Source organism: Paenibacillus borealis (genome assembly GCF_000758665.1).
Taxonomy (GTDB): domain Bacteria; phylum Bacillota; class Bacilli; order Paenibacillales; family Paenibacillaceae; genus Paenibacillus_AQ; species Paenibacillus_AQ borealis.
Genome location: NZ_CP009285.1, coordinates 3,778,036 through 3,790,008 on the forward strand (window position 1 = coordinate 3,778,036; position 11,973 = coordinate 3,790,008).

Consider the following 11,973-nt stretch of genomic DNA (forward strand, 5'->3'; position numbering starts at 1 on the left):
CTCAACAGTAACATGAAGCAGAGGATTGATTTCCGTATTACCCGGAAATCAATCCTCTGCTTATTTGCATACGCAGAATGTTCCGATCATCCGCGCAGAATACGGTCAATTGAAAGCGCAAACATTTTTCTTGCCAAAAATGAATTAGAGTGCTATTCTGAATTTGGGATTGTTACTGAAAAGGCAAAACCCAAAACATGGTCACGTGTTTTGGGTTTTGCCTTTCTTTGTGTTAAGGCCTGCGGGACGCCGCAGTAAATCCCAGACTCGTCTACATCCTGTATTGATGGATGAAATTCGGGATAAAGGAGGGCAGAGGATTGATTATCGAAAAGATATTCAATAACAATGCCATTATTGCCAAGGATTCAGGCAAAGATGAATTGGTGGTCATGGGACGCGGGATCGGTTACAAGAAGAACGCAGGTGATCCGGTGGATGTATCCCTGATTGAGAAGACGTTTGTATTGAAGCAGAACGATGCGTCGGAGAAATTCAAGGCGCTCATGGCAGATGCTCCCGCCGAATATGTTGCCTTATGCTACGACATTATCGAATATGCTAAGCATTCCCTGAAAGCTCGTCTAAGTGATTATATCTACGTTACATTGACGGATCATTTGACCCATGCACTAGATCTCTGGGATCAGGGGATCCGCAATACCAATCCGCTCATCTGGGAGATACAGCGCTGTTATCCCAAGGAATATGGTATCGGACTGCATGCCTTGCGGATTATTGAGCATTATACCCGGGTCTCACTGCCGGACGATGAGGCCGGCAATATTGCCCTGCACCTGATTAATGCGCAAATGAACAGCTCCGGTCATAAGATTGCTGATGTCACCAGGCAGACGCAACAGATCGATGACATTCTCAATATTGTTAAGTATTCCTATAACAACGAGATTGATGAGAGTTCGGTCAGCTATGAACGGTTCATTACGCATCTGCGGTATTTTTTTCAGCGGTCACGTAACAAGGAAGCGGTAGAGTCAGTTGATGATTTTCTGCTCAAGCAGGTACGGACCAAATACAAAAAGGCGCATAGCTGTGTACTCAAAATTGAGCAGTACCTGGATACCCGGCTTCTGGATGAGGAAAGGCTGTACTTAACGATTCACATTCAGCGGGTAACGCAAAGACAAACTGAATAAAACCTTTGGATTGTTACTGGTCATGCAGGCGAAACCAAATCGGCAGAACATTGTTGCCGGATGGTTTCGTTTTTTATTTTATTAATCGAGATATGGGAGGGTTTAAGGTGAAATATGATGCACTCGCAACAGAAATTATCAGGAACGTCGGCGGCAAAGAAAATGTAAACGGATTAACCCATTGTATAACCCGTCTGCGCTTCAAACTTAAGAACGAAACACTGGCCAATACAGATGTGCTGAAAAATATGGATGGAGTTGTTACGGTCATTCAGAGCGGTGGCCAGTATCAGGTCGTCATCGGCAATCATGTATCTGAGGTCTATGCCCGGGTTATGGCTGCGGGCGGATTCCAGGAAGACGGGTCAGAGGCAGCCACGGCCGGTAAAACAAGCCTGTTCAACAGGTTTATCGATATGATCTCCGGGGTATTCTCTCCAACGCTTGGAGTGCTGTGCGCAACAGGAATGATTAAGGGCTTCACTGCCCTATTTGTGACGCTGGGTCTGATTACAAATACTTCAGGTACCTACCAGATTCTGAATGCGCTCGGGGATTGCCTGTTCTATTTCTTCCCGATATTCCTCGGGTATACGTCGGCCAAGAAGTTTGGCGCCAACATCTTTATCGGAATGGCTATTGGTGCTACATTGGTGTATCCGACGTTTAGCAGCACCATGGCAACCGGCGAGCCGCTCTATACGCTGTTTAGCGGAACGATCTTTGAATCTCCGGTCTATATTACCTTCCTGGGGATTCCGGTCATCCTGATGTCTTATACGTCCAGCGTCATTCCGATCATCATCTCTACTTATATCGGATCTAAGCTGGAAGGCTTTTTCAAAAAGGTGATTCCGAGTGTGGTACGCACATTCCTGGTCCCGTTCTTCACCCTGCTCGTCACCGTTCCGCTGGCCCTGATCGCCATCGGTCCTATCTCCACCTGGGCGGGACAACTGCTGGGAGAGGGAACCCTGTTCCTCTACAATCTCAGCCCGGTTATTGAAGGCTTGCTGGTTGGCGCGTTCTGGCAGGTATTCGTCATCTTCGGCCTGCACTGGGGTCTGGTGCCGATTGCGCTCAACAACATGGCTGTGCTGAAATCCGATCCGATTCTGGCAGCTTCCTTCGGGGCTTCCTTTGCCCAGACCGGTGCCGTGCTGGCCATTCTGCTGCGGACGAAGAACGTGAAGCTAAAGTCATTGTCTATTCCGGCAATCATCTCAGGAATCTTCGGTGTCACTGAACCTGCTATATACGGGATTACGCTGCCGCGCAAGAAGCCATTTGTCTTAAGCTGTGTCGCTGCGGCAGTCGGAGGCGGTATTGTCGGTCTGATGGGCACCAAAGGCTATATTCTCGGCGGTCTGGGCATCTTCGGCATCCCAAGCTATATCAGTCCGGAGGGTATGGATAAAGGATTCTACGGTGCAATCGCGGCGATTGTAATCAGCTTTATATTAGGCTTCATTCTTGTATTCTTCTCCGGATTTAAGGATGAAGAGACTGCAGAGAGCAAGAGCACAGGCACCCCGCGTAATACGCTGGTGAAGCAGGAGACTGTGGGAAGTCCGCTGAAGGGCCAGGTCAGAGCGCTGTCCGAGCTGACAGACGAAGCCTTCTCTACAGGAGCCATGGGTAAGGGCATCGCGATTGAGCCGCTGGAAGGCAAGGTATATTCACCAGTAGACGGGGTGTTAACCACATTGTTCGCATCCGGGCATGCCATAGGGATCACCAGTGATAACGGGGTAGATATTCTGATTCATGTGGGCAAGGATACCGTCAAATTAAAGGGCAAATACTTCACCCCAAAGGCCAAGCAAGGAGATCTGGTCAAAAAAGGCCAGCTGCTGATGGAGTTTGATGTAGCGGCGATTAGAGAGGCAGGCTATACCCTGACCACACCGGTCATTATTTCAAATTCCGCCGAGTATCTCGATGTGATTGAGACGGACCTGAAGAGCATTGATTACAGGGAGAATCTGCTGACGGTAATGATCTGATCTGTTCTGTTCAAAGAAACCCCAAACGAGGAGGAACTATAATGAGCACAATGTACACAAGTTTTCCGGAGGATTTCCTGTGGGGCGGGGCAACCGCTGCCAATCAGCTGGAAGGCGGATTCGATGCTGGAGGCAAGGGATTAAGCACTGCCGATGTGATTACTGCCGGAACGCATACAATATCCAGAAGAATCACCCCGGTACTGGAAGCCGGTTCTAACTATCCTAGTCATGAGGCAGTGGATTTCTATCACCGCTATAAGGAGGATATCGCTCTGTTTGCCGAAATGGGCTTCAAAGTCTTCCGTTTATCCATCGCCTGGTCACGGATTTTTCCGAATGGGGATGATGCGCAGCCGAATGAGGAGGGCCTTCAATTCTACGATCAGGTCTTTGCCGAACTCAAAAAGCATCAGATCGAACCGCTGGTGACGATCTCCCATTATGAAGCCCCTTTCCACCTGGCTGAAGCCTACAACGGGTGGGCGGACCGCAGAACGATTGACTTCTACGTCCGTTACTGTGAAGTGATCTTCAATAGATACAAGGACAGTGTGAAATACTGGCTGACCTTCAACGAAATCAATATTCTGACGATGCCGTTCGGGACTTTCATGGCAGGAGCGATCATGCCGCAAGGCAATGCAGAGCTTGGCACTTCGGCAGCCGGTGACAATGAGCAATTGCGTTATCAGGCGCTGCATCACCAGTTCCTCGCAAGCGCCAAAGCCGTGAAGCTGGGGCATACAATCAATGAGAATTTCCAGATCGGATGCATGATTGCCTATATGTGTTCTTACCCGCTGACGTGTAATCCGGAAGATGTTCTGCTGGCGCAGCGAAAGGATAATCTGAGCAATTTCCTCTGCTCGGATGTTCAGGTCAGAGGCGCATATCCGGGCTTCGCCACAAGATATTTCAAAGAGAAGAATATTGAGCTTCAGCAGGAGGCGGAGGACGGGCAGACGCTGCGGGACGGCTGTGTAGATTTCTACACCTTCAGCTATTATTCATCCACCTGTGTGAGCGCAGCTCCGGATCAGGAGGCTATCGGCGGCAATCTGTCGATGGGGCTTAAGAATCCATATCTGCAGGCGAGCGCCTGGGATTGGCAGATTGACCCGCAAGGGCTCAGATGGTCCCTGAATCATATTTACAACCGTTATGGCATTCCTATGATGGTAGTGGAGAATGGACTTGGCGCTGTAGATACCGTTGAAACGGACGGTTCAATCCAAGACGGTTACCGGATCGATTATTTGCGGGAACATGTCAAGACAATGGGTGAAGCGCTGGAGGACGGGGTAGAATTGATCGGCTACACTCCCTGGGGCTGCATTGATCTGGTCAGTGCAGGAACAGGCGAAATGAAGAAGCGCTACGGATTCATCTACGTCGACAAGGACAATGAAGGGAACGGCACACTGGACAGATCCCGCAAAGACAGCTTCTACTGGTACAAGAATGTGATCGCCAGCAACGGAACACAGCTGGATTAATCAGGCTGTCGGCAATGAGTTCATAAGCATAGCAGCCAAACAGTGCAGAAGCACTGTTTGGCTGCTATTTGCTGTGGTAACGGGGAAATAAATCGGAAGCTTGCGTATATGAAGTGATAAAACATATATCCAAATAATACCCTTAGCTGGTTCAATATAGGATGTTCAAAGACAAGAATGAGGGGGCAATAATGCAGGTATTATATTTATTTGCCGAAGAAGGGGTTGAAGGCTTGAATGGGAAATATATCTTCCGATGAACAAATGCACTCTGAGATTGAAGAGACCCGGTGTCAGAGCTGCGGGGGAAGGGAGATTGAAGCAGGATTTACGTTAGCGTTATGCCATGAGTGCCGGACGCAGCTCTCCAGGCGGCCGGTTCCTGTCTGGATCAAGGGTATCACAGTGGTAATTGTTATTTTGCTGGTATATGCTATGGCTCACTTTCCATCCACACTGACAGCAGGTATACATTACAAGCGGGGTGTACAGGCATATGCAGATCATAAGAACCTTACAGCCGCCCGCGAATTTGAACAAGCATCAGAGCGTTTTCCCGATTCAACCAAGATCCTTGCCCGTCTGTTTCTGGCCTATTACCATTCAGACCGGATAAACGAAGCCAATCAGGTATTTGGCAGAATTAGCGGCGAAGAGGCAGAAGACGAGGAGATGGCCAATCAGATCAATACAGTGATTACTGAAATGGACCGCCGTTATTATGCGGAAGAAGAGCTGGAGGACATACTGGCTGAAGAGGAGCTTGAGCCTCGGATCAAGAAGCTGAAACAATACATAACCGGGCATCCCGAGAATGTCTCTGGGCAATATTATCTGGCAGACAGTCTCTTTGATGCCAAGCAGTTTACTGAAGTAGAATCCATAATGCTGAAGCTGCGGGAGTCAGAACCTGATTTTGATATTGCGACTCTGCTGTTAGCTGCAGCTTATAGGGAAACCAAGCAATACGACAAAGCGGCCGTAGAAGTTCAATCTGTGCTTAGCGGAAACACGGAGAGCGACCATGCTTATTTTGCCTTAAGCAGAATTGAACTGAAGCAGCATAAGGATGAGCAAGGCTTGAGTGACGCACAGAAAGCATATGAGCTGAATCCGGATAATGGTGCGAATATCGCCAATTTGGCGCTTGCCAATCACTATACTCAGCATTTGGATGAGCGTGACCATCTGGTGGCCTTGCTGCAGAACCGTGACGACTATAGTCAACAGGAACTGGATCAGTTAACTTCGGTCTTCAACGCGACAACGGCCTGGCGGGACTAATATGAAGTGAGGTGAATCAATGTTTTTTATTCCGGGATTTATTCTATCTATCGTTACGTTTCCGGGTGTAATTGTTCATGAATTTGCCCATCAGCTTTTCTGCAGATTGTTCCGGACCTCAGTCCTCGATGTCTGCTATTTCCGGGTTGGTAATCCTTCCGGATATGTGGTGCATGAACAGCCCGGTTCTCAGTCTCATCAGATATGGATCGGGCTCGGCCCATTCTTCATTAATACGGTCATTGGCGCTTTGATTGCGTTGCCTTCAGCTATTCCGGTGATTCAGTTCGGAAACGCAACGTTAATTGATTATATATTGATCTGGCTGGGCGTATCCATTGCGATGCATTCCTTCCCGAGCACCGGTGATGCCAAGAATATCTGGAGCAGTATCAAGGACAAGGAGACCTCCTGGCTGATGAAAATAATAGTGTCCCCTATTGTCGGGCTCATCTACCTTTGTTCCATTGGTTCGGTTGTGTGGCTGGACTTCATCTATGGCGTCGCTGTAGCCACAGGCATTCCTTATCTACTCGTCAATTTACTAGCTTAACGGACAACCAACTCTAACCATTAAAGGAGAATTACAATGATCATAAAAGGCATCGAGGGAATGGACAGCGGGAGTATTGAGAGTCAAATACAGCAAGGCGGAAAATTCGTAATTTACACCTATTGCTTCTCGGTTATCCTGATGACGTTCAGACGAAGCTCCAATATCTATTTTATCCGAGCTGACGAGAATGCCGTTTCTAAGGGGCTCAAGTTCACACTGCTTAGTGCGGTGGTAGGCTGGTGGGGAATTCCCTGGGGGCCGATTTATACCATTGGTGCATTGATCACGAACCTCAGGGGCGGAAAAGATGTAACGGCCGAAGTAATGGCCTCTATCTCAGAGCAGAGCGCTTAACGTAGACGTTGCCAAAAAGGCTGTCCCCAAAGCAGGAGCTATCCCAAGCAGCCAGTTCATGGCTTTAGGGACAGCTCCTTTTTTGATTTGTATGAGCTTTTCTGACCGGGCGGCAGAGGAAATATTTTCATCAGTCCTTGCTGCTGCACACGGCGATATAATTCAGATCCTTGCCAGTGGTATTGAAGAAGGTATACATCTTCTTGAATTGGGCGCGGTTTTCTTTTTTGAGTGCATTCTTGAAAATGCGCAGCGTCCCCTGGATACCTTCATCACGGATCATGCCTTTAACACTCATCAGCGACATGGTTCCTGTAGCGTGTTCGACTCTCTTGAATCCGGTGGAGTTGAATAGTCCTTCCCACTCTGCCACAGGCAGCGGCTCTACATTAATATGAATCGTCCGGCGCAGCTCCGCCAGCTCCCCGGCCATATTGTCCTTCGCAAAAGTGATGTCATGCGTAAGCAGAACACCGCCGGGCTTCAGCACACGGAAATATTCAGCTACAGCCTTCTGCTTCGCCGCCTGATTCAGCATGGTCAGCATCGCTTCGTTAATCACGACGTCGAAGCTGTTATCCTCAAAAGGCAGCTTCATCGCATTGGCCTGTCTGACCTGGATGTACCCCTCCAGATTGGCATCTCTAATATTCTTCTCAGCCTTCTCAAGTGCTCTGGGGTCCATATCAATCCCGGTAATCTGACACTTATACTCACGCGCAAGCTGGATAGAGGTGGTACACATGTTGCAGGCCACTTCCAGCATCCGGCTGTCTTTGCTCAGCTTCGCATGCCGGATCAACCAGTTCGTAGCAGCGACACCGCCGGGACGCAGCCGCTTTTTGCCCAGTTTGGCCAGGAAATTATGCCCGACTTCCTTTTTCAACGTGTCTCAGCTCCTTCTTCTCCGGTTTGACCACAATCAGCAGCATTTGGAAGGCTTCTGTAGCATATAGCGCATGCGGAATATTAGCAGGTAAAATGATCGTTTCCCCGGCCAGCACAGTGTATGGTTTATCCGCAATGGTGATCTGAGCTTCGCCCGACAGAATATTTACCATGGCATCGCCCGGGGAGGAGTGGCCGCCAATCGACGAGCCCTTATCCAGGGAGATCAGTGTCATGGCGAGACTGGAGCGCTGTACCAGGGTCAGGCTCGATACCTGCTGCTCTTCCACCGTAATGATCTTCCGTAAATCCATGACTTCGGCTTGCGGCAATCTTTTAATATAATGTTCTTGCTTCATACGATCTACCTCCAGGTTATATGCTGATTTGCAGAAATTTGCAGCTGCTCTGCGCAGCGAATTCATGCCAGGTACCGGCTTGGACGATTACCGCTGCCCCGGCGGTTAATGGACAGGGCTGCTCTGCTATGAGCATGTGGAGCTCTCCCTCCAGTACGTGAATGAGCTTGGATCTGGGCGAGGTCTCCGAGCTGATGGTCTCATCCTTATCCATGCCATACAGTACCCATTCAGGTGCCCCGGCTTGTCCCGAACCTTCTGTGATATTCAGTGTTCTGCTCGATATCTGATAGGGCCGGATGCTAATCATGTCATTGAAATAAAATACTGTGCCTGCAGTCATTCCGCTCATGCCGTCCTCCTGTATATATTGAATGATTCTTAACATTTGGTATAATGAGATAAGGTGAGAATCGTTCTCATTTATTGAATTGTAGCAGAGTTTGTACAATGACTCTGTTGCCATGGCAACAGGAGGCGGATAAATGTGCAGCAATATATGAACAAAATCCAAAGCACGGTCTTATTTAAAGGATTTATGATCAGCGAGGTGCAGCAGGCACTGGGTTGTCTTCAGGGTACAATTAAGGATTTCGCCAAGAAGGATGTCATCTTCAAGCAGGAGGAATATCTGGATTCGGCGGGTATTATTCTGCAGGGAAATGTATTGCTGTGCAAGGAGAATCGTTCGGGCATGCGGTTCATATTCTCGGAGCTTGAGAGCGGGGAGATTATCGGGGAGACCGCACTTCGTCTGGAGCAGGAGCCCAGCGGCTACGAAGCGGTTGCAGGCTCGGCGTGCCGCGTGCTGTTCATCAAGATTAACAAAATTGTACGTCCGGGCCAGGCGACCTGCCATTTGAGAAGCCGGATTATTGAGAATATGCTGACCTTGCTGCTGGAGAATAACCGGTCGATGGTTCAGAAGCTTGACCTGGTTTCACACAAATCACTGCGGGAACGGATTATCCACTACTTGAGCCTGCAGGCCCAAAAAAATAATTCGCCCGTCTTTGAGATTCCATTCAGCCGGAATGATCTGGCGGATTACCTGACTGTGGACCGTAGTGCCTTATCCAGGGAACTGCAGCGGATGGCACAGGATGGACTGATCCGGTTTACACGGAACCAGTTTGAATTGCTGGAGATAGATTATGAGCTGCAGTGGTAAAAGAATGCTGACTCCTGTAAGTACAGATTGACAATCTGTACTTTTGAATATATTGTAGATACATTAAGTCTTTGATTGGGGGGTGTTTACTGCCCGTCCAATTAGCGGAATAATCTGTCCGAAGTTAAAGGAGAGGGCGTAATCCGCTTTTATTAAGGACTTAGTGTATCTTTAATGTATTTTATAACAAGAGAGACAGGTGGAGACGGAATGAAAAGCAGACCCGGATTAATCGTATCTTCGCTGGTCATCGCGAATTTCCTCGGGCAGCTGATGCAGACGATGCTGAATACGGCATTGCCCAGAATGATGCTGGATTTGGGGATTAATGAAGGCAGGGCCCAGTGGCTGATTACTGTATACTATCTGACCGCAGGCATAACGGTGCCTGTTGCCGGATTTTTAATCGGAAGATTCACGACAAGAGGTTTATTCTTCACTTCAGCAACTGCCTTTGCGGCAGGCACCCTTATCGCGGGAATATCGCCGAATTTTATCCTTATTCTGAACGGGCGTATTATCCAGGGCTTAGGGGCAGGACTGCTGATGCCTCTGTTCCAGACAACGATTCTCAGGGTGTTCCCGAAGGGGAAGATAGGCTCGGCTATGGGGTTAATCGGACTGGTAATGGGGCTGGCTCCGGCGCTGGGTCCGACCCTGTCAGGTTTAGTCGTTCAGGAACACTCCTGGCGGATTCTCTTCTACGCATTGCTGCCTGTAGTGATAGCCAACCTGCTGCTCGCTGCGTTCAGTTTGCAGAATGTGGGGGGGAGGCACCGGGAGAAGCTGGACTACATATCTATTTTATTTTCAACAACCGGATTTGCCGGTCTGTTATACGGTGTTAATCTGGCAGGGGATCAAAATGGCTCGCGGGTATGGACAGGGGCTGCTATCCTAAGCGGGATATTGTTCATAGTTCTATTTATCAGGCGTCAACTGAAGCTTACCGTTCCATTGCTGGATTTTAAGCTGTTTCGTAACAGGAACTTTAGCCTCGCCTCAATCATTGGGGTGCTGATGTTCATTGTAATGGTGGGTGGTGAGCTGCTGATTCCGCTATATGTGCAGAATGTCCGGGGGCTGACACCAAGGGAGTCAGGTCTAATGCTGCTGCCGGGTGCGCTGCTGCTGGGGTGTACCAGTGTAATCTCCGGAAAAATATATGACCGCTATGGAGTGAAGATAGTGCTTCGCGGCGGGTTTACCCTCATTGCCGGGGTAGCTTTGCTAATCTCGCTTATGTTATCCCAGGATTCATCCATACTTATACTCGCTGTACTCTATGTATTTCTAATGGTGGGAATCGGGTTTATTATGACGCCTGTTACCGCCTATGCGATGGCAAGTGTACCTCCTAAGATGATTCCACATGCCTCTCCAATGACGATTTCAATCCGCTCGTTAGCCAGCTCTTTGGGTGGGGTTCTGCTGATAGCCATAATGACGATTACGATGAATTTCAGTTCTTCCTCATTCCCGGTGAATATGATGTACGGATTTCATGCCGCTTTTTGGAGCTTGACCGTAGTGGCCATAGCCGGATTAGGTTTATCTTTTACTATCAAAGGTCTGACTCATACATCATAAATAGGAAAGACTTTTTTTGCTTTGCGAAGATCGTCCATGTTTTTAACGACAATAATCCATGTTCAAAAAGGGGAGATGAAACTATTATATTAGTAATGATGATAATGATTATCATTATTAATAAATGATGGAGAGTGGTAGCTGGCTATGATAAAGAGAATAACAGGTTTGGTACTTGCCGGTGTTATGGCATTGGGTATCGTTTCTGTCGCAGGTGTAAATGTCGCGTCTGTGGGCGTTGCAGAAGCAGCACAGGCAACACAAAAGATTACCTATAAAGGCAAGGTATACACCGTTCCGGTCAAAACCAATAATATTGTCATTACCGGTGCAGTAGAGGCTCTGGAAGACGCACTGGTGCTGAATTTCAAACCTAAGGGAGCACTGACTGTCGGTGGTGAGTTCCCTTCAATCTTTTCCAAAATAACAAGCGGCGTAACAGCGATCGGGGAAAAGGCAGAACCAGACCTGGAAGCGATCCTGAAGCTCAAACCGGATATTATCCTCAGCAGCACGAAGTTCCCGGCGGAGACCAATGAGAAGCTGGCGAAGATTGCGACTACGATTCCAGTATCGCATATCGCCACCGATTGGATGGACAACCTGAAGCTGCTCGCAGCACTAACAGGCAAACAGAAGGAAGCGACTACTGCGATTCTGAAATATCAGAAGGAACTGAAGGAAGCCAAAGTGAAGCTTGCACCGAAGCTCAAGGACAAGAAGGTCATTGCTCTGCGCATCCGCTCAGGCAGCCTGTTCCTCTATCCGCAGGACGTATTTTTTAACCGCTCCCTGTATGCCGATCTAGGAGCAACTGTACCGAAGGAAGTGCAGCAGGTCAAAGCCCAGCAGAATATTTCCCTGGAATCCTTTGCGGCAATCAACCCGGATTACATCTTTGTACAGTTCTCGGCGGACGAGAACAAAGACAATCCTAAGGCACTGGAAGAGCTGCAGAAGAATGCCATCTGGAAGAGCCTGAAAGCTGTGAAGAGCGGCAATGTATTCGTCAATCTGGTAGATCCGCTGGCACAAGGCGGAACTGCGTTCAGCAAGTTCTCCTTCCTTGAAGCCCTGATGAAAACTAAGCTGTACACAGCGAAGTAAGA

General features: G+C 48.6%; 12 protein-coding genes. 9 read left to right on the top strand and 3 right to left on the bottom strand.

What is annotated here, in order from left to right; genetic code table 11:
• Positions 1-320: 320 nt before the first annotated feature.
• The 6 genes from licT to PBOR_RS15860 all read left to right on the top strand — a co-directional run bounded on the left by licT (position 321) and on the right by PBOR_RS15860 (position 6,856).
• A complete protein-coding gene (gene licT / locus PBOR_RS15835) occupies positions 321-1,157 on the top strand; it encodes a BglG family transcription antiterminator LicT (protein ID WP_042213182.1) in 837 nt (278 codons plus the stop codon).
• A 107-nt stretch (positions 1,158-1,264) separates the two neighbouring features.
• Positions 1,265-3,163, top strand: coding sequence for a beta-glucoside-specific PTS transporter subunit IIABC (locus PBOR_RS15840; protein ID WP_042213183.1), 1,899 nt, complete (start codon positions 1,265-1,267; stop codon positions 3,161-3,163).
• A 41-nt stretch (positions 3,164-3,204) separates the two neighbouring features.
• Entirely contained in the window at positions 3,205-4,662 is a 1,458-nt protein-coding gene (locus PBOR_RS15845; protein ID WP_042213185.1) for a 6-phospho-beta-glucosidase, read from the top strand.
• A gap of 237 nt (positions 4,663-4,899) precedes the next feature.
• Positions 4,900-5,946, top strand: a complete 1,047-nt coding sequence (locus tag PBOR_RS15850; protein ID WP_042213188.1) for a tetratricopeptide repeat protein — start codon at positions 4,900-4,902, stop codon at positions 5,944-5,946.
• 19 nt (positions 5,947-5,965) lie between these two features.
• A complete protein-coding gene (locus PBOR_RS15855; protein ID WP_042213190.1) occupies positions 5,966-6,499 on the top strand; it encodes a DUF3267 domain-containing protein in 534 nt (177 codons plus the stop codon).
• A 36-nt stretch (positions 6,500-6,535) separates the two neighbouring features.
• Positions 6,536-6,856 carry a hypothetical protein gene (locus tag PBOR_RS15860; RefSeq protein ID WP_042213192.1) on the top strand — a complete coding sequence of 107 codons (321 nt, stop codon included), beginning with the start codon at positions 6,536-6,538 and terminating at the stop codon, positions 6,854-6,856.
• Between the two features lie 130 nt (positions 6,857-6,986).
• Here the strand turns inward: PBOR_RS15860 and PBOR_RS15865 are convergent, their stop codons facing one another.
• The 3 genes from PBOR_RS15865 to PBOR_RS15875 are packed head-to-tail and all read right to left on the bottom strand — an operon-like array spanning position 6,987 to position 8,455.
• Complete coding sequence (locus tag PBOR_RS15865; protein ID WP_042213194.1) at positions 6,987-7,742, bottom strand: class I SAM-dependent methyltransferase; 756 nt, start codon at positions 7,740-7,742, stop codon at positions 6,987-6,989.
• Entirely contained in the window at positions 7,720-8,103 is a 384-nt protein-coding gene (locus tag PBOR_RS15870; RefSeq protein ID WP_042213197.1) for a cupin domain-containing protein, read from the bottom strand. Before PBOR_RS15870 ends, PBOR_RS15865 begins: the two co-directional genes overlap by 23 nt.
• A 16-nt stretch (positions 8,104-8,119) precedes the next feature.
• The gene (locus tag PBOR_RS15875; RefSeq protein ID WP_042213200.1) at positions 8,120-8,455 is read right to left on the bottom strand and encodes a cupin domain-containing protein; all 336 of its coding nucleotides are present in this window, start codon (positions 8,453-8,455) and stop codon (positions 8,120-8,122) included.
• Between the two features lie 147 nt (positions 8,456-8,602).
• Here PBOR_RS15875 and PBOR_RS15880 point away from each other — a divergent pair, with 147 nt between their 5' ends.
• The 3 genes from PBOR_RS15880 to PBOR_RS15890 all read left to right on the top strand — a co-directional run bounded on the left by PBOR_RS15880 (position 8,603) and on the right by PBOR_RS15890 (position 11,971).
• Positions 8,603-9,274, top strand: coding sequence for a Crp/Fnr family transcriptional regulator (locus PBOR_RS15880; protein WP_245648204.1), 672 nt, complete (start codon positions 8,603-8,605; stop codon positions 9,272-9,274).
• 210 nt (positions 9,275-9,484) lie between these two features.
• Entirely contained in the window at positions 9,485-10,864 is a 1,380-nt protein-coding gene (locus tag PBOR_RS15885; protein WP_042213205.1) for a DHA2 family efflux MFS transporter permease subunit, read from the top strand.
• Between the two features lie 147 nt (positions 10,865-11,011).
• Positions 11,012-11,971: an ABC transporter substrate-binding protein gene (locus PBOR_RS15890; RefSeq protein WP_042213208.1), complete on the top strand. Its 960-nt coding sequence runs from the start codon at positions 11,012-11,014 to the stop codon at positions 11,969-11,971.
• Positions 11,972-11,973: the final 2 nt, after the last annotated feature.

Excerpts from the sequence above, each read along its gene's own strand:
- PBOR_RS15890 (WP_042213208.1), top strand. The coding sequence starts at position 11,012 with ATGATAAAGAGAATAACAGGTTTGGTACTTGCCGGTGTTATGGCATTG.
- PBOR_RS15845 (WP_042213185.1), top strand. The coding sequence starts at position 3,205 with ATGAGCACAATGTACACAAGTTTTCCGGAGGATTTCCTGTGGGGCGGG.
- PBOR_RS15850 (WP_042213188.1), top strand. The coding sequence starts at position 4,900 with ATGGGAAATATATCTTCCGATGAACAAATGCACTCTGAGATTGAAGAG.
- PBOR_RS15855 (WP_042213190.1), top strand. The coding sequence starts at position 5,966 with ATGTTTTTTATTCCGGGATTTATTCTATCTATCGTTACGTTTCCGGGT.
- PBOR_RS15885 (WP_042213205.1), top strand. The coding sequence starts at position 9,485 with ATGAAAAGCAGACCCGGATTAATCGTATCTTCGCTGGTCATCGCGAAT.
- PBOR_RS15875 (WP_042213200.1), bottom strand. The coding sequence starts at position 8,455 with ATGAGCGGAATGACTGCAGGCACAGTATTTTATTTCAATGACATGATT.
- PBOR_RS15880 (WP_245648204.1), top strand. The coding sequence starts at position 8,603 with ATGAACAAAATCCAAAGCACGGTCTTATTTAAAGGATTTATGATCAGC.
- PBOR_RS15870 (WP_042213197.1), bottom strand. The coding sequence starts at position 8,103 with ATGAAGCAAGAACATTATATTAAAAGATTGCCGCAAGCCGAAGTCATG.
- PBOR_RS15860 (WP_042213192.1), top strand. The coding sequence starts at position 6,536 with ATGATCATAAAAGGCATCGAGGGAATGGACAGCGGGAGTATTGAGAGT.